Origin of the sequence: Christiangramia portivictoriae DSM 23547 (genome assembly GCF_000423045.1) — a bacterium.
Classification (GTDB): domain Bacteria; phylum Bacteroidota; class Bacteroidia; order Flavobacteriales; family Flavobacteriaceae; genus Christiangramia; species Christiangramia portivictoriae.
The window spans coordinates 43332-64643 of sequence record NZ_AUHF01000009.1 but is presented as its reverse complement, the minus strand read 5'-3'; the positions used below and the strand labels follow the sequence as shown (position 1 = coordinate 64643).

The window sequence follows — 21312 nt, the reverse complement described above, 5'->3', positions numbered from 1 at the left end:
GAAATAGTTGATAATTCAGGTAATGCAACGATCGAGCAAACTGCTGGTCCTGCTTCCGGAGAAGTATTCCCGGTTGGAACTACTACCATAAGCTTTACAGCAACTGATGCTGCTGGAAATACCAGCTTCTGTAGCTTCGATGTAATCGTCACAGATTCTGAAGCTCCTGTAGTGGAAGAAATGAATGATATTACCGTAAACAATGACGCTGGAGTATGTGGTGCTGTGGTTGACTTCGGAATGATTGGAGCAACCGATAATTGTGAACTGGAATCTGTGGAAGTGACCGAAGGTCTTACTTCAGGATCTGAGTTCCCGGTTGGAACTACGACTGTTACTTATACTGTAACCGATGCTTCAGGCAATACAACTACGGAAAGCTTTACAGTAACTGTAGTAGATAATGAAGCTCCGGCAATCAGCTGTCCTGCAAACATGACTGTTGGAACAGCAACTGGAGAGTCCTTTGCGATCGTAAACTTTACAGATGCTACTGGTACAGATAATTGTTCAGTCACTGTGGAGCAGACTGCTGGTCCTGTTTCCGGATCTCAGTTCGAAATTGGAACTACCACGGTAACCTTTACTGCTACTGATGCTGCTGGAAATACTTCAGAATGTAGCTTTACGGTAACGGTTGAAGACAACGAAGATCCAACGATCGTTTGCCAGGATGATATCGAACTAAGTAATAATGAAGATATCTGTGGTGCTGTTGTTGAATTCAATACACCTCAGGGAGCTGATAATTCCGGAGACTTTACGGTAACTCAAACTGCTGGTCCTGCTTCCGGAGAAGTATTCCCGGTTGGAACAACAACTGTAACATTTACTGTTACCGATGCTGCAGGAAATACTTCTGAATGTTCATTCGATATTACTGTTACTGATGATCAGGCTCCGGAACTTGAAACCTTAGAGAACATCACTGTTAACAATGATGCCGGAATATGTGGCGCTGTTGTTACTTATGAAGCTCCTACTGCTACAGATAACTGCGAATTATCTGAAGTCACTTTGACTGAAGGCATGGAATCTGGAAGTGAGTTTCCGGTTGGAACCACAATGGTAACTTACACAGCGACCGATATTAATGGAAATACTTCCACTACTACTTTCACTGTAACAGTGATAGATAATGAAGCTCCCGTAATAGAGTGTCCTGAGAATATCAGCGTAACAGTTGGCTTCGGAATAGAAAGCAGCATTGTAGAGTACAGTGTGGCTCAAACGACCGATAACTGTTCTGGAGAGACCATCACCATGACCAGTGGAATCGCTTCCGGTGAAGAGTTTCCTTTAGGTGTGACTACGATCACTTTTGAAGCAACTGATGCTGCTGGAAATACTTCAGAATGTAGCTTTACTGTAACCGTTGAAGAAGAACCTGCTCCTGCTCCACCAGCTGCTCCTGTAGTAGATGTGGTACAACCGAGCTGTTCAGAACCAACAGGAACGATCACGGTAGATGTTCAAAATGGATTAACTTATAGCATAGACGGAGAAACCTATCAGGCGATAGGTATATTTACAAACCTAAGTCCGGGAACCTATGATGTGGTTGCTCAGGATGAATTTGGCCAGTTATCTGATCTTACGACCATCGTTTTAACTGAACCAGTTGCAGAAGATATCGTGCTAATCGACAATGGAGTGGTTGATCTATGTATCGATGATTCAGCTTTCAATCTGTTTGATCTGATTGCAAATAATGAAGATGTAGGAACCTGGATAGATACCGATAACACAGGAGCGCTGGATAACGGATTTATTACTCCGGGATCTCTTGAACTTGGAACCTATACTTTCGAATTGCAAATTGACGGCAATTGTCCTCAAAGTACATTCGTGACTGTAATGATCAATGATGATTGTGTGGTATTAGATTGTAGTGTTGAAGATGTTAGAAACAGCATTTCGAAGGCGGTAACTCCTAATGGTGATAATATCAATGATTTCTTTACCATAGATACAGATATCGCCTGTGGATTTACCTATGACCTGAAGATATTTAATAGATGGGGTGCCAAGGTTTTCGATGCTAAAAACTACCAGAATAACTGGGATGGATACTCCGACTCTTCATTTACAAACTCAAATCAATTACCATCTGGAACATACTTCTATGTTCTGGAAATAAGAGAAGGTAACTTCGAACCAATTCAAGGTTATATTTACTTAGGAACTAAATAAAAAAGGGAAACCATGAAAAAAGTTTATCTAATTATATTAATGCTATTTGCTGCGGCCCCAGGATTTTCGCAGCAGCTCCCTCAGTTTACTCAATACATGTATAACACGGTTTCTATCAACCCGGCATATGCTGGTAGCAGAGACGGATTCTCCATTACTGCCCTTAACCGTAATCAATGGGTTGGCGTAGATGGAGCACCGGTAACCCAGACCTTGTCCATCAATTCTCCATTGCGAAATGATAAGATCGGTTTAGGCCTTTCAGTCATCAATGATAAGATTGGGGACGAAAACACAACCTTTGTGTATGGTGACTTTTCCTATAGAGTAGATCTTAGTGCAGATGTTTCTCTTCGACTGGGCCTTAAAGCTGGTGCTTATTACTATGGACTTGATGATCCTACGATTGGAACAGATCCATTCTTTGCGGATGATTTCAACAGATGGACACCAAACTTTGGCGCTGGAGCGTATCTATCAGCTCAGAACTGGTATGTTGGATTGTCTGCACCTAAATTGATCAATAAAGACAATAATGAGCTGGAAGAGTTTAGAGCATTGGAGCAGGTACACTATTACCTTACTGCCGGATATGTGTTTGATCTTAGTGACAACCTGAAACTACGTCCTTCTACCCTGGTAAAGGCCACCCAGGGAGCACCACTTTCAGTAGACATGACCGCGACAGCAATTTTCAACGAGAAATTTTATCTTGGAGCAAATTATAGAATCGATGATGCTGTGGGAGCTTTTCTGGATGTTCAGTTATTTCCAGGCTTCAGAGCTGGCTACGCTTATGAATATTCAGTTTCTGATATTCAGCCGTATACGGCAGGTTCTCATGAATTCATTCTCATTTACGAATTCAGATTTAAAAATACCAGATATAAATCTCCACGTTTCTTCTAACTAAAGTCTATAGATTATGAAAAACTACTACATATTTTTCCTTTCTATCTTTATCTGTTCCCTTGGGATGCAGGCTCAAAGTGGAAAACAAAAAAAAGCAGACAGGCTTTACAAAGACTTCGCTTATCTTGAAGCTACTGAAGTTTATAAAGAACTTATTGAAGATGACTACAATGTTACCTATAACTCTACTAGACTGGGTGATGCCTATATGATGCTACGTAGTCCTGAAAACGCGGTTTTTTACTATGGAGACGTTATAGAAGACAGTACGATCTCTCCGGAATATTACTATAAATATGCTCAGGCTCTTCGAGGTGTTAAACGTTACGACGAGTCGAGAACCTTCCTGAAGCGTTACCTCGAAACCGGTAGAAATTCTGATGGAATACAAACCATGTTAAATAAGGATGAGTACAGAAGCATGGCCACCTACAAACTGAAGCAGGCAGATTTCAATACAGATGTCAGTGATTTTGGAGTATTTGAGATGGACGGGACGATCTATTTTGTTTCTGCAAGAGCACAGGGTGTTGATGTGAAAGAAAAAACTTATAGCTGGAACGGTGAACCATTTTTGGACATTTATGTAATGGATTCAGAAACCGGAAACATACAACCTATACCAGGGGATATCAACACCAAACTACATGATGGCCCGGCAGTAGTATCTCCAGACGGTAACACCATCTATTTTACCAGAAATAATTACCTCGGTAATAAGGAAGGAAAAAGAGATAAGGATAAAACCAATCACTTAAAATTATATTCAGCTACTTTATCCAATGGATCGTGGATAGACGTCAAGGAATTACCGTTTAATAGCAACGATTATTCCATAGGTCACCCTTCGCTGTCAAGAGATGGTAAAACACTTTATTTTACTTCAGACATGCCGAATGGAAATGGAGGAACAGATATCTATAAAGTAGCGATCAATGAAGACAATACCTATGGACCCGCTGAAAACCTTGGTGCGCCTGTGAATACTGAGTTTGACGAAACTTTCCCTTTCATGGATACAGATGGTACACTTTATTTTTCATCAAATGGACATGCAGGATTAGGTCTGTTTGATATTTTCAGATTAGAAGAAGGAAGTGAAACCGTTGAAAATTTAGGAGAAAGTATTAATAGTAGTCTAGATGATTTTTCCTACTTCCAGGTGCAGGATTCTAAAGAAGGATATATTTCAAGTAACCGTGCGGGAGATAACGACAACATTTTCGTTTTTAATAAAATGAACCCATTAGTCGTCGCAGGTATCGTGTCTGATGCTGTAAACGGAAACCCGATAACCGCGGCGACCGTTCGAATTATAAATGAAGACGGTGAGGAAATTGCCTTTCTTGAAACGAACGAAGAGGGTTACTACGAAACTCAGATCGATCGAAATATCGAATTTCCGATCGAAGCCAAAGAGATCAAATATGAGACTTTTAATGGCACTTTAGATACCAGGGAGAGTGATGATATTGATACTCTTAAATTTGATATTCAATTAAATCCAATCAAGGATGTGGAATATCTCGCGGAAATTGACAATATATATTTTGATTTTGACAAATCGAACATAAGACCGGACGCTGCTAAAGAACTGGACAAGCTTGTTAGTCTTATGAAAGAGGAATATCCAGAGCTTGTAATTGCCATTGGTTCCCATACAGATCGACGAGGAACAGATGCCTATAACGAAAAGCTGGCAGAAAGAAGAGCTAAGTCCACTTTCGACTATCTTGTTGCTAATGGTATTGCTGAAGATAGAATTCAGGAGTACAAAGGTTATGGAGAAAACAAGCCGGCGATCGATTGTGACAGATGTTCAGAAAAAGATCACCAGTTGAACAGAAGATCTATGTTTAGCGTGGTAGAAATGAAAGATTCCGAATAAAATAATTAACGACCCTACCAGAATCGAAGCTGGGGTATCAACTAGTGTTGATATGATCAATAAATCGACCCCAACAAATCGATTTGCAAAGAAAAAGGTTCAGCCTCTAGCCTGAACCTTTTTCGATTTTGATAGTTTGCAGCTTCTATCATTCAATTTAGAATATCTCAGAAAGTTTATCAGTTCTAAATATTCACTGCTACAAGAGTGCTTCTCTCCTATTCTAATGTTTAACCGGGACCAGGTCGAACATCATCCTACGCATACGCCTGGTTTAATATTCAAAAAGTTATTTTTGAACCGAAGTTTATTATTTTTCGTATATAATAATGAACTATGATGGCATAGTTAGTGATTTGCATACATTACGCCGCTAAAAAATAAATACATGAATTTTAAGAGTAAAATGATAATACTGCTTTTCAGCTTCGGAATGCTAGCTTCCTGTGAAAAAGAGGATACACCTACCGAAGAAAATCCAAATCTTCCCGAAAATATTATCGATGAAAATGAGGAGCCGGTGGATGAAGCAATCGAGGTTGAAAGCTTTATATATAATGGCCTTAACGAGATCTATCTCTACAAAGACGATGTTCCGGAACTGGCAGATAATTATTTTTCATCATCTTCTGAAAAAACTGATTTCTTAGTCGATGCGTCTTCGCCAGAATCCCTTTTCGATGATCTTACGGCAGATTTTGACAGATTTAGTTTCCTGACAGATGACTATAATGAGCTCGAAGAGCGATTTGAAGGAATGAGCGGCGCCACGGGCATAGATTACGGAATCGGGCAAATTTCCAACTCAAATTTTGTATTCGGTTTTATTAGATATGTGTTACCGGGAACTTCTGCTGAAGAGGCTGGATTGATGCGAGGAACAGTGTTTACGGAAATTGATGGTCAGCAACTCACTTCTTCCAACTTTATGGAACTTATAAGTCAGAACAGCTTCAGTATCAATGTGGCATATGTTCAGGATAACCAGATCGTGGTGACAGATCAGGTAGTTACATTGACTGATGAAACCTATACTGAAAATCCGGTATTTATAGCCAAAACGCTTGACATAGGTGGGCGAAAGATTGGATACCTGATGTATAATAGTTTTACGGCAAGTTTTGATGATGATCTAAATGCTGCCTTTGCAGAGTTTCAATCCAATGCTGTGACGGACCTTGTGGTCGATTTAAGGTACAATGGTGGAGGATCGGTAGAATCTGCCGTGGATCTTGCCAGTATGATTACGGGACAGTTTGAGGGAGAGGTTTTTATGAAAGAGCAATGGAATGACAAATATCAAACATATTATGAAGCCCAGAACCCGGAAGCATTGCTGAATAGATTTGATGGCAATGTTCGAAACGGAGCAGCAATCAATAGTTTGAACTTAACTGAAGTTTATGTCCTTACATCCCGTTCCAGCGCCTCTGCCAGCGAACTGATTATTAACGGACTCGATCCCTATATCACAGTAAATCAGATTGGAGATCGAACCGTTGGAAAATTCCAGGCTTCTGTAACCCTGTATGACAGCGACGACTTTAGCAGAGAAGGTGCCAGTGAAAATCATACTTATGCAATGCAACCGCTGGTATTCAAATCCATAAATGTAGATGGAAATTCAGATTACATCAATGGCCTGCAACCAGACGTGGCATATGTGGAAGATCTTAACAATCTTGGAGTGCTTGGTGATCCTTCAGAACCTCTTCTCGAAATTGCAATCAATAGTATTCTGGGACGATCCAGTATTTCTAAGTCAAGAGTGAACAGAATGGAAATTGAGCTTCTTGGTGAAAGCGGGATGAACAAGGCAGATTTTCAGAAGATGTATATCGATCGCATTCCAGCTGCAATTCAGTAATAGAGCATTAATTTATTGTTGCTGAAATTTAAGTAGTAAAATGAAAAAAGGGAACAGCCTCTAGCCTGTTCCCTTTTAAATTTCGGGGGGTGTATATTCTTTTATTTTTTTACAAAAATATTTGTGAAGTAGTTTTTCCCTTCTGCATCCTGTCTAACAGAAATTCCAAAATGAGTATAATTTCCTTCAATATTGTCCTTGTGTCCTCTACTTTTTAGCCATGCATTAATCACTGCTTCAGAAGTTCTATACCCATAACCTACATTTTCTCCCACCTTGCTCGCGCCTACTGCATTCATCAAATACGAAGCTCTTTCAGAAAAATTATCGTGACTAACGGCTCCTGCATCTATCATATAGTAATTATGATCTTCAGACTCTACAGAACCTTCAGCAAGTGGCTGTAATTCACTCAAACCATTAGCTTTTCTGTAAATGTTCAGATCTTCTAAGATCTCTACTTCCAGGGCGCTGTATTCATAAGAGGCACGGCTGGTGACAGTTTGATCATAACCGGTAACACTATCTTCAGAATTATCCTTAGAGCAAGAAGTAAGAAATAGCGTACAGAATAAAATAATTAGTGCAGGTGAGAAATACTTAGTCATAATAGAGGTTCATTTAGATTGGGATGATAAATGTACATATTATATCGACGAAAAACACGATTAGCTACAAATTGACCTAATTATACATTAATTTTAACATATTCTGTAAGAATTTACGTCTAATTACCTGAACGCTTGTCGATTAAAGGCGTCTCCTAAATATTTGATCGGTGTTATTGAACCATTATTTCTTGTCCGTCATCGCCTAAAATAACATTAGGGAATACCGAGACAGCTTCCTCTCTAAATTTTGTGATTTGGTCATAACGTGTAGAATAATGACCAAGAATAAGTTGACCTACACGGGCTAGTTTAGCGATTTCCGCAGCTTGTTTGGCTGTGCTATGTTTTGTAGGAGCAGCAAGTGCCAGTTCGCTCTCAAGAAATGTAGATTCATGGTAAAGCGCTGAAACTTGTCGAATTAAAGTAATCATTTCAGGATTGAACATGGTATCACTGCAAAAGGCATAGGACAAGGGTTCGGGTGGATCCTGAGTAACTAGGTGGTTACTTACCAGTATGCCATCTTCCGAAGTTACATCCTTGCCTTTTTTCAAACTTTTAAACAAAGTGTAGTGAATGTTTCTTTGCTGGGCTTCGTCTATGAGCAGCTTTCGATCGCCCGGTTTCTCTTTAAATAAAAATCCGTTCGTATAAACCCTGTGTTTTAAAGGAATTGTACTTACAGTAACTTCATTATCTTCAAAAATAACTTCAGATACTTTGGAGTTTAGTTCATGAAAGATTAAAGGATATTTGGTCCAGGCACCACTTAATTTCAGTTGTACAGTAATAAACTCTTTGATGCCTTTAGGTCCATAAATATGAAGCTCAGTTTCACGATTCAGTAAAGAAAAAGTGGAAACAAGGCCCACCAGTCCAAACACATGATCCCCATGCAGATGAGAGATAAAGATATGTTTGATGCTGGAGAACTTTATCTTATTCTTTCGCAAAGCCACCTGGGTACCTTCACCGCAATCGATTAGGAAAAGGTGGTTTTTAATTTCGAGAACCTGGGAAGTTGGGTTGGTAAAGCTCCTGGGCGTCGCGGCATAGCACCCGAGAATCGTTATTTTCAACTGATGATGGCTCATTATTAAAATCCAAGATCACGCTGGATCTCATCCATCTGTATCATGTCTTCTGCCTCCTGCAAAGTGGGCACTACAACCAATTCTTCCGGTAATACATCAATCGCCAGTGCGTCATTTACAATGACGAAACTTTTCTTCGCTTCTCTATGCACATTACTAACTTCCAGAAATGCCAGTAACTGATGATGTTTCAGGTCTTTAAAGGATCTTAGATCTACTACGACATTAGCAGTTTCAAAATCTTTATGATGTTTGGTTAACTCACTTGTGAATTCGGTTAGCTCTGCATCTTCTGCAGCAATAAGAATGTAGTTATCTTTATTAGTTCTTTTCATGATATCTGTTATTGTTTGATTTTGGAGGCAAGTAAGTAAATTACCGCCATTCTAACGGCGACCCCATTCTGAACCTGGTCAAGAATGATCGCATGTTCAGAATCTGCCACATCGCTGGTGATCTCTACTCCACGGTTGATTGGTCCTGGATGCATAATGACAATCTCTTTATTAAGATTATCCAGCATTTTCTTATTCAGGCCGAATTGTTTTACATATTCACGGGTACTTGGAAAATAACTAATATCCATACGTTCATTTTGTACACGTAGCATATTAGCAACATCACACCAGTCCAAAGCTTTTTTAAGATCTGTTTCAACCTGAACCCCCAGAGATTCAATGTGCTTAGGCAGTAAGGTTTTGGGTCCACACACCTTCACTTCCGCCCCCTGAAGCTTCAGCGCAAAAATATTGGAGAGCGCTACCCTGCTATGAAGAATATCTCCAACGATCACAACCTTTTTTCCCTGTACATCTCCAAGTTTCTCTCGAATGGAATACGAATCCAGCAATGCTTGGGTGGGATGTTCGTGTGCTCCATCTCCGGCATTGATGATACTGGCATTTACATGTTGTGAGAGAAAGATACCTGCTCCGGGATTAGGATGTCTCATCACCACCATATCAACCTTCATTGAAAGGATGTTATTCACAGTATCTATAAGTGTTTCTCCCTTTTTTACTGAAGATGAAGCTGCAGAAAAGTTGATAACATCTGCACTTAACCTTTTTTCGGCAAGTTCAAATGAAAGTCTGGTTCTGGTACTATTTTCGAAAAACAGGTTCGCTATTGTTATATCTCTTAGCGATGGCACCTTTTTAATTGGCCTGTTGATCACTTCCTTGAAATGATCTGCAGTCTTAAAAATTAACTCGATATCCTCCTTCTGAAGGTATTTGATTCCCAGTAAGTGATCTACGCTTAATTCACTACTCATGATCCAAGTCTTTTGCGATTAAATACACTGCATCTTCTCCATCCTGCTCTTTCCAACTAACCTTTACTTTTTCATCGTTGATCGCATCTACCTGTCTTCCAGTATAATCTGGCTGTATAGGTAAATGTCTGCTGAAACGCCTGTCTATTAAGCTTAATAATTCGATTCCTACGGGCCTGCCAAAGGATTGAATTGCGGTAAGCGCCGCTCTTATGCTCCGGCCGGTATATAAGACATCATCTATAAAGACAACGTTCATATCTTCCACGACAAAATCTATTTTCGTCTTGTTAGCTTCCAGTGGTTTTTCTCCTCTTCTGAAGTCATCCCGGTAGAAAGTAATATCTAGCTGACCAGATTTTAAATGATGTAGTTGGTATTCTTCTTTGAGAATTTTGATGATTCTTTCAGCAACATAAATGCCTCGTGGCTGAATTCCAATGAGAACGGTATTCTCAAAATTTGTATGTTTTTCTACTAATTGACAGGCCAACCTGTGAAGAATGATATCAAGTTGGTTTGAGTCTAAAAGAACTTTGCGGCTCATAAAACTGGTTGTAGATTAGAACAAAAGTAAGGCTTTTTTTGAATTGATTTTGATAATCAATATACCTAGCCTTCAACCTACCTATTCTGAAAAGTTAAATATTGATATTCAGTTTATTTGTTAGAAAATCTTCAATTGCCTTTTCTACGATTTTAATGTCTTTTGATTTAATATCGCTGCCTACAAAGTGTGTCTCTGGAGTGGCCAGAGGCTTCAAAACAACCATCGAGTCTGGCGTAACAAGTAATCTGTGAGTTTCTTCATAAATATCTACCTCTACATGTTCATCTTCCTGCATAAAATTTTTATGATAATACAGTGTCAAAACAGGTGATTTCACTTTTTTGAAGGTTTGTGGGATCATGGTGGTCTCCACAAGCACCTGAAGGTCTACCAAAGCCCTGGAAGGATAAATGGTATCCCAATACTGTGTAGCGATTTTTTGCTCATGCTCGATCTTCTTATTTTTGCCAAAACTAATCAGGCTGGCGATCTCATAACCCCAGGGAGTATTCAGAACAAAAGTACCCGGCTGATCATCTTCCAGATTTGGCCCCATGTTGATAAGGGCATGAACATCTTCGGGATATTCAGCAGCAAGTTTAAAGGCGAGCGTACCTCCTGTGGAAGTACTCATTATAATCACTTTTCTACCAATTTGCTTCCCAATAGCCAAGGCCTCTTTCGCAGATTTCCAGGCTTCCTTACCGCTAAAATCTTCCAGACTCGCCTGAGGTTGCAAACCATGACCCGCCCAGCGGGCATAATATATATTTGCCTTTAATTTGTTAGCAACATTCTTGTTTACCGGGTAACCATCCCTGTAACTGCCGGCAAAGCCATGTAAATAAACAATACTATATTCGGTAGTGGATGGTTCACCGTTATACCAATCAATTCGAGCCTGGTTATCCTTGCGAGTAGGCATTTTTCGTTCGCTGTCATCTACATAAGTTTCCAGCGCGGCTAAGCCGGAAGGCAACTTCGGCATCTCCAAGGTATATTCCGGCTCATCAGGTACAGGGCCGGTAAAGTAGGTTATGGCCAGAAGGACCAGGATCATAAGGGAGATCCAGTATCTTTTTTTCATATTTCAATAATACTTAAAAATGACACACCTTTCTATATAATTAATAGCAAAATCTACTCTTTCAACTCGATTGAACCCTGTATTTGCCTGTAAAAACAATGCTTAGGTATAGCCATAATTTCTACCTGTCCTGTCTAATACATATCATTTATTTTATAACAACTTAGAAAAATTCTGAATCTTAGAGTTGCTTAAATGCGAGAAAATATCTTAATTGCAGTAATAGATTACCCCCAATCTACGCTAACGACCGACCCTATGCAGAAAGTGAGAGTAGAAGAAATCTCATTAATTATGCGAGAACCTCATGCCTTTGAATTCGTTCAAAAATATGGCTTGCACGGATTTTTGATCTATAAACCAGAAGAACCGGAGCATATCTGGCTGAATGTTCAAATCCTACGAAATCTGGGATTTCCACCTCCGGAAAGCGTTGTAACAAAATATAAGTCTGCAGATTTTTTAAAGGTTTCTAATTGGAAATCACTTCTTTTAAAAATTGAGCAGGATCCTGAAAAGTCGGGTCAAATTCGACTCAAAACATTAAAAAATCACTTTAGAAAGTTCTCTTACAAAGCGATCCAGTTAGCAGACAGATCATTGATTTTTGCTTTGGAGGAATCTGTCCAGAATATCATTCAGCAATTATCATACGGTATTGCCGGCGCTGTTAACAGTGAGGAGATAAGCCAGATGAAAAAAAGGTTTGAGCTAAAAAGATTATTTATTGAGCAAGCTCCCTCTGCTATCGCCATGTTTGACAACAATTTGAAGTACATCGCCGTATCAAAAAGATGGCTAAAGGATTATAACATTGAAAATCTTGATGTCATTGGAAAGTCTCATTACGAGATTTTTCCGGAAATTGGTGAGAACTGGAAAAGGATTCATCAGGAATGTTTAAGCGGAGCCATTCATAGTATGGATGAAGAATGCTTTGTTCGTGCAGATGGTACAACGAACTGGATTACCTGGGAGGTGCGACCATGGTATAATTCTGAAAATCGTATAGGCGGTATCATTATGCATACGGCAGATATTACCGAAATTAAGAATAGCCAGACAGAGAATTACCGCAAACAGGAACTTATGGAGAAAGTTCTTGAAAGTGTTGAAGTTGGAATTGTTGCCTGTGATGCAAAAGGCAATCTTACCCTGTTCAACCAGGCAACCAAAGACTGGCATGGCTTACCTGCCAGACCAGTTCCCAAAGAGGAGCTATCCAGGCATTACGGTCTTTACAATGCTGAAGGAACAAGGGCCCTTAAACCGGAGGAGATTCCGTTAATCAAAGCATTAAATAGCGGCACTATTTCAAACGAGCTGATTAAGATTAGGCCGGTAAATGGTGAAGAAGTTACGGTTTCAGTAAATGGTGTTCAGCTGTTTGATCATGAAGGCAAGCTGGATGGCGCGGTAGTGGCGATGCATAATATTAATCACAGGATAAAAGCTGAAGAAAAATTACGTATTAGTGAGCAAACCTTCAGAGGTAGTTTTGAACATGCAGCCATTGGGATGGCCATACTTGATATTGAAGGAAACTGGTTGAAGGTCAATAAGAGTCTCTGTAATATCATTGGTTATACCGAAAAAGAACTAAAAAAACTTAGTTTCCAGGATATCACTCACCCCGATGACCTGCATACCGACCTGAATTTACTAAATGAACTGGTTGCAGATGAGCGAAAATATTACCATATGGAAAAACGATATTTTCATAAAGATGGATCGATCGTTTTTATCAATCTGGCTGTTTCTCTAGTTCGTGATCATCACGGAGCGCCTTTGCACTTTGTATCCCAAATCACTGATATTACAAAAGAGAAGATCGCTTCCCAGCAATTAAAACAAACGCTGGGAGAACTGGAAAGCATTTTTAATTCCAGTACTCAGGTTAGCATCATTTCCACAGATTCTGAAGGTAGGATCATATCTTTTAATAAAGGAGCTGAAAAGATGCTTGGCTATTCCCAAAAAGAAGTTTCCCAACAGCTAAATATCACCTCTATACATCTTAATTCAGAATTGGAGGAATTTTCTAATCGCCTTTTTGCTGAAGCTGAAATTTATGAACTTCCGGAATTCCTGGAAAGAATTTCCACAAGCAAGGATTTTAAGAACAAAGACTGGACTTATGTAAGGAAGAACGGGAGTGAACTTCCGGTACAACTGGCCATTACTTCAATTACTGAAAATAATGAAAACAAAGGTTTTCTATTTATGGCCATCGACATTACCAACCTTAAACTGGTAGAAGAAGAGCTATCCAATGTCATGTTAATTACCCAGGAACAAAATGCCCGACTGAAGAATTTCGCTCATATAGTCTCACACAACCTGAGATCACACTCCAGTAACATTGGTATGCTCCTGGATCTTTCCATGCGTGATTATCCAGAATTAAAAAACAACGAGATATTCTCTCATCTCACTAATGCATCTGGCAATCTTTCTGAAACCATTGAACATTTAAATGAGGTAACCCTGATCAATACTGCTGTCGAAATAAATTTAGAAGCAGTTAACCTGTACAAAAGCGTGGAGAATATCAAACATTCTATCACAGCGATTGCAGCGACGCAAGGTGTAAAAATTCGAAATAATATCTCAGAAGATAAAAATGTGTTAGGTGTGCCTGCCTACATAGATAGTATCCTTCTTAATTTTATGACCAATGCTGTCAAATACAGCTCATCGCATAGAGAATCTTATGTAGCACTCACAGCCGAAAAACAGGATGATGGTTTCGTAAAAATCGATATTGAAGACAACGGGCTTGGCATTGATCTGAAAAAACATGGCCGGAAGCTCTTTGGAATGTATAAAACCTTCCATAACCACAAAGATTCAAGAGGAATTGGATTGTTTATAACGAAAAATCAAATTGAGGCGTTGCACGGAAAAATTAAGGTAAAAAGTATTCCGGGACAGGGCACGACCTTTTCAATATATTTAAAGAGTTATGAAAAAAGTTGATATCGCCTGTATCATAGATGATGATCCTATTTTTATATACGGGACTAAAAGAATTATGGAAATGGCAGATTTTGCCAGCAGCATCATGGTTTTCAAAAATGGAGATGAAGCTATTACCAATTTGCGACCTATCATGAGTAGCAATAATTCTGTTCCTGATGTAATTTTGCTTGATCTAAACATGCCAATAATGGATGGCTGGCAATTTCTGGATGAATTCATCAATATTCCAAGTTCAAAAAAAGTTGTCATTTATATTGTAACCTCTTCCGTAGATCCTGAAGATGTAGAGCGCGCTAAAAGTTATGGGGAAGTGGATAATTATTTGGTCAAACCAATTAAAGCAGATCAATTAATGAGCCTGATGAATAATTTTCAAAAAAATTGATTCAGGGATATCCATATTAAGAATTTTAAATACTCGTCTTTAGCTGTAGGTCCGCTTAATTTTAACAACCTGGAAAATTATTTTAAATTGAAAGCATAAATATTTCCATGCTCATGCTGCTTAAAAGAATTGCCTTTCTATCGATCATCACTATCTCTCAATTAGCTACTTCACAAAATACCACCAGTATAAAACAACATTTGAAAGGTGTCCCTTTTATTGAGGGTAAAGAAGCATACATCAACTCCCCTTTTGTAACCGCTGGAAGAAGAACTTATGTCGTAGGTCATCAGGATGGAACATTTCCTGAAATTGGCTGGCATATTGATGGGGAAATGGGTGGAATCTGGAATCATCCAATTAAACTTTTTGATGGTATATCTGCCGAAGTCATTATCGAACAGGATAGCTTTCAACTGGATCAAGCCACAAAATTCATCAACTATCCATTTGCGAGTCTGCATCTTTTTGATCTGAAAAAACAGGATATCAAAGTAGAACGCTGGCAATTTGTTTCCGATACAACACAAAGCCTGGCCATTCAATTTATACTGAAAAACAATGGTAAAGCGACAAAAGATTTACAATTCAATTTTAAAGCTTACTCAGATCTTAGACCAACGTGGCTTGGGGAAAGAACCAATATGCTGGATTCCCCGGATATAGCGACCTATAACCAGGATCAGGATTACTGGATGGTACAAGACAGGAATAACCCCTGGAGCGTGGTCATCCAATCTGATCTGAGATCAAGCTACCAGGATAGTATTGAGCAGCAATATCAAGGTCAGGGCACGGGTACATTGCTGGGTTATAACATTTCCATAGAACCCGGGCAATCTCAAATGATCACATTCTTTCTTGCCGGTTCATATATTTCAAAATCAAATTCACTCAAAACTCTCAATTATCTCGAAAACAACCTTGAAAATGAGATCAAACTAAAGAAGGCGAAGTATAAGCAAATCGCTGAAAGCTCAAAACTCACCATTCCAGATAAGAATATGCAGCAGGCCTTCGAATGGATCAAATACAATAGCGAATGGCTCGTTCAAACCATACCTGAAATTGGAACCGGTATAACCGCAGGAATTCCGGACTATCCATGGTGGTTTGGAGTGGATAGCGAATATGCGCTAAAAGGATATATGGCAGTTGGACAGACCGAAGCGGTCGATAAAACTATAAGACTATTGGATAGTGTTTCCATGTCAACTAATCAAAATGGCCGGATTATTCATGAAATGTCCACCAACGGAGCCGTATTTAACAAGGGAAACATCAACGAAACCCCTCAGTTCGCTTCATTGATCTGGGAGATCTATAAATGGAATGGTGACAGGAGCTTTCTTGAAGAATATTTCCCAACCATACAGAAAGGCTTGAAATGGTTACTGAACGAGAATGATGAAAATAATAATCTATTTCCTGATGGCTTCGGAATGATGGAAATTCATGGTCTTGACAGTGAAATGATAGACGTCGCTACCTATACGCAGAAAGGTTTCGAAGATGCTTCAAAAATCGCAAAAGAGCTGAATCTTGATGATATAAGTGATCAATATAGTAACACCGCCGGGATATTAAAACAAAAAATTAATACTGAATTCTGGTCTGAAGAATTCGAGTCGTATGCAGATTTTATTGGCACCGATTCCCAGGCTTTAAGGCTCATTGATGATGCGATCATTCGGGCCGACACCCTACAGAAGCCGTGGTCTGTTTCAGAATTAAAAAAAACCAGGACGTTTATTGAAAATAATCCTTCAACCAGGCCTCGACCTTTTGTCTTACATCATAACTGGGTGGTAAATACTCCCATGGAAATGAAAATTGCCGATTCCGCTAAAGCAATCAAAGCCCTCAGGACAGCTGAAAGATACACTAATCCATTTGGAGTATTTGTTACCGGTATAGACCGCGATGCCTCTTCAGAAGAAGGAAGCGGAAGCTTTAAGGGAAGTAAAAGTTTTTCCTACACAGGTGCTGTAATGACACTTCCAACCGGAGTGCAGGCGATTGCTGAAAATAATTACGGTAGACCGGACCAGGCGTTGAATTACCTGAAGAAAATGAGCCGTTCTTTCAGTTATGCATTCCCTGGCAGTATGTATGAAGTGAGTCCGGATTATGGGATGATCACTCAGGCATGGACCGTCTATAGCTATGCAATACCCATTGTCCAGCAATTTTTTGGTGTAGATCCATTTGCTTCTGAAAAACTGGTAGTCATCAAACCTCAAATGCCAGAAGAATGGGAGAACGCTTCTCTCGAAAATATAAAAATAGCTGAAAATTCTATTTCCATTTATTATTCAAAATTTGATGGAAAAATAACTCTTAAGATAACACAGCTTCAGCCAGAATGGAAAATGAAAGTCGTTCTACCCAAAGGTAAATATCTTCTGGATGGTGAGATACTGGAGCAGAAAAGTGATAAGAATTCTTCTTTTCTGATCACTGGAAAGCAGGTAAATATTAGTTCCAAATAAACTCTCAGCAATTTTTTACGCATAAAAAAACCTCCTTAGAAAACTAAGGAGGTTTTATATTTAAGGATTAAGAAAGTTAATTAGCTCTTTCCTTCCATCTTGTCTTTCAATGCCTGAAGATCAGCATTAACATCACCAATAGTAGTGGCGTTGTCTTTGTTTTGCGAAGCCGATTTCTTAGCAGCCTGCTTAACGATTTTTTGCTCTTCTTCTTTGTGAATTACCATATGAGAAGCTACCACTCTCTTGAATTCTTTATTGAATTCAATAATTTGGAATTCTGCTTCTTCACCTTGTTTAAGTTTAGAACCGTCTTCTTTCTCCAGATGTCTCTGTGGAACGAATGCAGTAATATCCTCATTGAAGTCGATAGTTGCTCCTTTGTCTACTATCTCAGTGATCGCAGCAGTATGTTTTGTTCCAACTCCAAAGTCAGCTTCATACTTATCCCACGGGTTATCTTCGATCTGCTTATGACCAAGACTTAGTTTTCTACCATCTACATCCAATTCAAGAACTACAACTTCAAGCTTATCACCTACGTTAGTAAACTCAGATGGGTGCTTGATCTTCTTAGTCCATGAAAGATCAGAGATATAGATAAGTCCGTCGATTCCTTCTTCTAACTCAACGAATACTCCGAAGTTAGTGAAGTTACGAACGATACCTTCATGTCTTGAACCAACTGGATATTTTGAAGTGATATCAGTCCATGGATCCTGGCTCAATTGCTTGATACCAAGAGACATTTTTCTGTCTTCTCTATCTAAAGTAAGGATTTGAGCATCAACCTCATCACCAACATTTACGAAATCCTGAGCTGAACGCAGGTGCGTGCTCCATGACATTTCAGAAACGTGGATAAGACCTTCAACACCTTCAGCAACTTCGATAAATGCACCGTAATCTGCGATTACAACTACTTTACCTTTCACATTGTCACCAACTTTAAGATCCTCACTAAGAGCATCCCATGGGTGCTGGCTCAATTGCTTAAGTCCTAACTGGATTCTAGACTTAGACTCATCAAAGTCAAGAATTACCACGTTCAGTTTCTGATCAAGTTCAACGATCTCATTTGGATGGTTGATTCTAGACCAGCTAAGATCTGTGATATGAACAAGTCCATCAACACCTCCAAGGTCAACGAATACACCGTAAGAAGTAATGTTCTTCACAGTACCTTCAAGAACCTGACCTTTTTCAAGCTGCCCGATGATCTCTTTCTTCTGCTCTTCGATATCTGCTTCGATAAGCGCCTTGTGAGAAACAACAACGTTCTTAAACTCGTGGTTGATTTTCACTACTTTGAATTCCATGTTCTTACCAACGTAAGCATCGTAATCACGGATTGGCTTCACATCGATCTGCGATCCTGGAAGGAAAGCTTCGATACCAAATACGTCTACGATCATACCACCTTTAGTACGACATTTAATGAATCCATTTACTACAAGACTTTCATCATGTGCAGTATTCACTCTTTCCCAAGCCTTGATCACTCTCGCCTTACGGTGAGAAAGGATTAACTGACCTGTAGAATCTTCACGAACGTCGATCAATACCTCTACATCATCACCTTCTTTAAGGTCTGGGTTGTAACGAAATTCGTTTAGGGAAATAACACCTTCACTCTTTGCATTGATATCAATGATTGCATCACGATCTGTAATATTGATTACTTTTCCTGTTACAACCTCGTCATCTAAAGTGTCAACGAAATTTTCAGCTACTAATTTTTCGAATTCTTCCAGCTTCTTATCGTCGATAGGATCAATTCCTTCTTCGTAATTATGCCAGTTAAATTCTTCCAGAAATTTCTCAGGATTAGCCTGTTGCGTTTCTGCGTCAGGTTGAGACTCATTTGCCATACCGGCAACCTCTTGTACTTCAATTTCCTGAGTTTCTTTGTTTGTGTTTTCTTCAGCCATTACTGACTCCTAAATTTGTATCCTGTGTTTCTTCGGAAATCTTTCAGCAAAACAGAAACTACAGAAGTTGTTTATAGTTTTGATTTTCAAGCCTTTTTGGATTCCCGGTATTCTGCCAAAAAGGAGTGCAAAAATACAATTTAATTTATATAAATCAAACCCCTACTCTCCTATTTTTAAGCAGATTCAGTTTTCTTAAAAAGGAAGTGAGTAATTAATATGAGTATCGTGTAAAAAAGACCTAGAGTTGCCACTCCTTCCCAATGGAAAAGTTCCCAGGCATATGCACCTGTGACCGTTCCCAGAGCGCCGCCAGCAAAGTATCCCACCATATAGATCGTATTTATCCGATTGCGTGCATCCTGGTTCCTGGAAAAAATAATATTCTGATTCGTGATATGCAGTGATTGCAGGCCCATATCTACCAAAAGAACTCCAGTGACCATACCAACTATCGAATTGCCTGAAAATTCAAAAATCACCCAGGCTAAGAGCATGATGAGCGTGGCCAGGGTGATCAAATTGTTCTTGTTCATACGGTCGCTGAGCTTACCAATAACAGTTGCCGCCAACGCCCCTCCTATTCCTAATAGCCCGAAAGCTCCGGCGATACCGCTTCCATAATTAAAATTTTCTTCCATTACAAAAACCAGAGTAGTCCAGAAAGCACTAAAACCTGCAAATCCAAGTCCTCCTCTCAGCGCAGCAAGTCGCACCGGACTTTCGGTTTTAAAATAATGCCAGGTAGATTGCATGAGTTGTTTATAGGTACCTTTGAAATCGGGTTGAAGTTCTGGTAATTTCAATTTCAGAAGTAACCAAAGTATTAGCATTATTCCGGTTGCAACATAATACATGGTACGCCAGCCAAAATATTCCCCTACATAACCACTGATGAATCTACTTCCCAGGATCCCTATAAGCAATCCACTCATCACGATACCAATGGCACTACCCCTGTTTTCTGGATTTGCCAGTTGAGCCGCCATAGGCACGAATACCTGAGGCACCACGCAGGAAAAGCCAACCAAGAATCCAGACAATATTAGAATTGGTAAACTTGGAGCAATCGCCATGGCGAGAAGGCTAATGATGATGACAATAAAATCGACCATCACCATCTTTTTCCTGGGGAATTTATCTCCTAACGGAATTATAAATAATAATCCAAAGGCATATCCAAGCTGAGTAAATAATGGGACATTACTCACTGCCGCTTCAGAAACGCCGAAGTCAGTCGCAATTAAATTTAATAAAGGTTGATTGTAGTAATTATTGGCTACTACCAAACCGGCACTGGCAGACATTAAATATAGTACCGCTTTACTTATACCTTTGTTTTCAGACATTTATTCAGACAATCTGTCTTCTACAATCTTTAATATCTGGTTGAATTGCTCTTTAAGATCCAAGTCTGAATTATCAAATTCCACAGCATCTTCCGCCTGAATTAGCGGGGAGTCTTCGCGAGTAGAATCCATAAAATCACGATCTTTTACATTTTTCAGGACAGCGTCATATCCTACCTCATCCCCTCTTTCAATAAGCTCGTCATATCTACGCTGCGCTCTTTTTTCAGTAGAAGCGGTCATAAATATCTTTAATTCGGCATCTGGAAAAACCACAGTACCAATATCGCGACCATCCATCACTACCCCTTTTTCCTTACCCATTTCCTGCTGTTGCTCCACTAGCATCTTTCGAACATCGGTTAACGCAGCCACCTTACTCACCTGTTGCGACACCTCCATGTACCGAATTTCCTTTTCCACATTTTCGCCGTTCAGGTACATTTCACCAAAACCTTTCTCTTCGTTAAAGACGAATTTTAAACTAACAAATGGCAGGTGCCTGATAATTGCTTCCTCATCAAAATTGGTATCTGAGACAAACAGCTTACGCATCATGTACAAAGTCACCGCGCGATACATAGCGCCGGTATCTACATAAACATAATTTAATTTTTTAGCCAGTCCTTTTGCAACAGTGCTTTTACCTGTAGAAGAAAAGCCATCAATAGCGATTGTTATTTTTTTACTCATAT

Annotated in this window: 16 protein-coding genes; 7 read left to right on the top strand and 9 right to left on the bottom strand. The window is 39.4% G+C overall.

Going from position 1 to position 21312, the window contains the following annotated elements:
* The 4 genes from G529_RS16185 to G529_RS0108185 form a co-directional block, all read left to right on the top strand.
* A partial coding sequence (locus G529_RS16185; protein ID WP_157514584.1) for an HYR domain-containing protein occupies window positions 1–2193 on the top strand: 2193 nt, incomplete at its 5' end.
* Window positions 2194–2205: 12 nt separating this feature from the next.
* Window positions 2206–3102, top strand: a complete 897-nt coding sequence (locus G529_RS0108195) for a PorP/SprF family type IX secretion system membrane protein (RefSeq protein WP_026915075.1) — start codon at window positions 2206–2208, stop codon at window positions 3100–3102.
* 16 nt (window positions 3103–3118) lie between these two features.
* Window positions 3119–4993, top strand: a complete 1875-nt coding sequence (locus G529_RS0108190) for an OmpA family protein (protein WP_035695845.1) — start codon at window positions 3119–3121, stop codon at window positions 4991–4993.
* A gap of 388 nt (window positions 4994–5381) precedes the next feature.
* Window positions 5382–6860, top strand: a complete 1479-nt coding sequence (locus G529_RS0108185) for a S41 family peptidase (RefSeq protein WP_026915073.1) — start codon at window positions 5382–5384, stop codon at window positions 6858–6860.
* Between the two features lie 101 nt (window positions 6861–6961).
* On the opposite strand, the gene G529_RS0108180 is transcribed toward G529_RS0108185, so the two are convergent.
* The 6 genes from G529_RS0108180 to G529_RS0108155 form a co-directional block, all read right to left on the bottom strand.
* Complete coding sequence (locus G529_RS0108180; protein WP_026915072.1) at window positions 6962–7468, bottom strand: CAP domain-containing protein; 507 nt, start codon at window positions 7466–7468, stop codon at window positions 6962–6964.
* A gap of 173 nt (window positions 7469–7641) precedes the next feature.
* Window positions 7642–8550, bottom strand: a complete 909-nt coding sequence (locus G529_RS0108175; protein WP_026915071.1) for a ribonuclease Z — start codon at window positions 8548–8550, stop codon at window positions 7642–7644.
* Window positions 8551–8567: 17 nt separating this feature from the next.
* Entirely contained in the window at window positions 8568–8900 is a 333-nt protein-coding gene (locus G529_RS0108170) for a hypothetical protein (protein WP_026915070.1), read from the bottom strand.
* Between the two features lie 8 nt (window positions 8901–8908).
* Window positions 8909–9841 (bottom strand): aspartate carbamoyltransferase catalytic subunit, encoded by a 933-nt coding sequence (locus G529_RS0108165; RefSeq protein ID WP_026915069.1) that lies wholly within the window; start codon window positions 9839–9841, stop codon window positions 8909–8911.
* A complete protein-coding gene (gene pyrR, locus G529_RS0108160; protein ID WP_026915068.1) occupies window positions 9834–10388 on the bottom strand; it encodes a bifunctional pyr operon transcriptional regulator/uracil phosphoribosyltransferase PyrR in 555 nt (184 codons plus the stop codon). The genes G529_RS0108165 and pyrR overlap by 8 nt, the downstream gene beginning before the upstream one ends.
* A 94-nt stretch (window positions 10389–10482) precedes the next feature.
* The gene (locus G529_RS0108155) at window positions 10483–11478 is read right to left on the bottom strand and encodes an alpha/beta hydrolase (RefSeq protein WP_026915067.1); all 996 of its coding nucleotides are present in this window, start codon (window positions 11476–11478) and stop codon (window positions 10483–10485) included.
* A 258-nt stretch (window positions 11479–11736) separates the two neighbouring features.
* Here G529_RS0108155 and G529_RS16180 point away from each other — a divergent pair, with 258 nt between their 5' ends.
* The 3 genes from G529_RS16180 to G529_RS0108140 all read left to right on the top strand — a co-directional run bounded on the left by G529_RS16180 (window position 11737) and on the right by G529_RS0108140 (window position 17337).
* Entirely contained in the window at window positions 11737–14457 is a 2721-nt protein-coding gene (locus tag G529_RS16180) for a PAS domain-containing sensor histidine kinase (RefSeq protein WP_051201399.1), read from the top strand.
* The gene (locus tag G529_RS0108145) at window positions 14444–14845 is read left to right on the top strand and encodes a response regulator (RefSeq protein ID WP_026915066.1); all 402 of its coding nucleotides are present in this window, start codon (window positions 14444–14446) and stop codon (window positions 14843–14845) included. The genes G529_RS16180 and G529_RS0108145 overlap by 14 nt, the downstream gene beginning before the upstream one ends.
* Before the next feature lie 113 nt (window positions 14846–14958).
* Window positions 14959–17337, top strand: coding sequence for an alpha-L-rhamnosidase-related protein (locus G529_RS0108140; protein WP_051201398.1), 2379 nt, complete (start codon window positions 14959–14961; stop codon window positions 17335–17337).
* A gap of 80 nt (window positions 17338–17417) precedes the next feature.
* Here the strand turns inward: G529_RS0108140 and rpsA are convergent, their stop codons facing one another.
* From rpsA to cmk, 3 genes are all read right to left on the bottom strand, one after another.
* Entirely contained in the window at window positions 17418–19268 is a 1851-nt protein-coding gene (gene rpsA, locus G529_RS0108135) for a 30S ribosomal protein S1 (RefSeq protein WP_026915064.1), read from the bottom strand.
* Between the two features lie 176 nt (window positions 19269–19444).
* The gene (locus G529_RS0108130) at window positions 19445–20617 is read right to left on the bottom strand and encodes an MFS transporter (RefSeq protein WP_026915063.1); all 1173 of its coding nucleotides are present in this window, start codon (window positions 20615–20617) and stop codon (window positions 19445–19447) included.
* On the bottom strand, window positions 20618–21310 hold the full coding sequence (cmk, locus tag G529_RS0108125; RefSeq protein WP_026915062.1) for a (d)CMP kinase: 693 nt from the start codon (window positions 21308–21310) through the stop codon (window positions 20618–20620).
* Between the last annotated feature and the right edge of the window lie 2 nt (window positions 21311–21312).

Bases quoted from the DNA above. Each gene is read 5' to 3' on its own strand.
- G529_RS0108185 (WP_026915073.1), top strand. From the start codon at position 5,382: ATGAATTTTAAGAGTAAAATGATAATACTGCTTTTCAGCTTCGGAATG.
- cmk (WP_026915062.1), bottom strand. From the start codon at position 21,310: ATGAGTAAAAAAATAACAATCGCTATTGATGGCTTTTCTTCTACAGGT.
- pyrR (WP_026915068.1), bottom strand. From the start codon at position 10,388: ATGAGCCGCAAAGTTCTTTTAGACTCAAACCAACTTGATATCATTCTT.
- G529_RS0108140 (WP_051201398.1), top strand. From the start codon at position 14,959: ATGCTGCTTAAAAGAATTGCCTTTCTATCGATCATCACTATCTCTCAA.
- G529_RS0108145 (WP_026915066.1), top strand. From the start codon at position 14,444: ATGAAAAAAGTTGATATCGCCTGTATCATAGATGATGATCCTATTTTT.
- G529_RS0108155 (WP_026915067.1), bottom strand. From the start codon at position 11,478: ATGAAAAAAAGATACTGGATCTCCCTTATGATCCTGGTCCTTCTGGCC.
- G529_RS0108195 (WP_026915075.1), top strand. From the start codon at position 2,206: ATGAAAAAAGTTTATCTAATTATATTAATGCTATTTGCTGCGGCCCCA.
- G529_RS0108165 (WP_026915069.1), bottom strand. From the start codon at position 9,841: ATGAGTAGTGAATTAAGCGTAGATCACTTACTGGGAATCAAATACCTT.
- G529_RS0108190 (WP_035695845.1), top strand. From the start codon at position 3,119: ATGAAAAACTACTACATATTTTTCCTTTCTATCTTTATCTGTTCCCTT.
- G529_RS0108130 (WP_026915063.1), bottom strand. From the start codon at position 20,617: ATGTCTGAAAACAAAGGTATAAGTAAAGCGGTACTATATTTAATGTCT.
- G529_RS16180 (WP_051201399.1), top strand. From the start codon at position 11,737: ATGCAGAAAGTGAGAGTAGAAGAAATCTCATTAATTATGCGAGAACCT.
- rpsA (WP_026915064.1), bottom strand. From the start codon at position 19,268: ATGGCTGAAGAAAACACAAACAAAGAAACTCAGGAAATTGAAGTACAA.
- G529_RS0108170 (WP_026915070.1), bottom strand. From the start codon at position 8,900: ATGAAAAGAACTAATAAAGATAACTACATTCTTATTGCTGCAGAAGAT.
- G529_RS0108180 (WP_026915072.1), bottom strand. From the start codon at position 7,468: ATGACTAAGTATTTCTCACCTGCACTAATTATTTTATTCTGTACGCTA.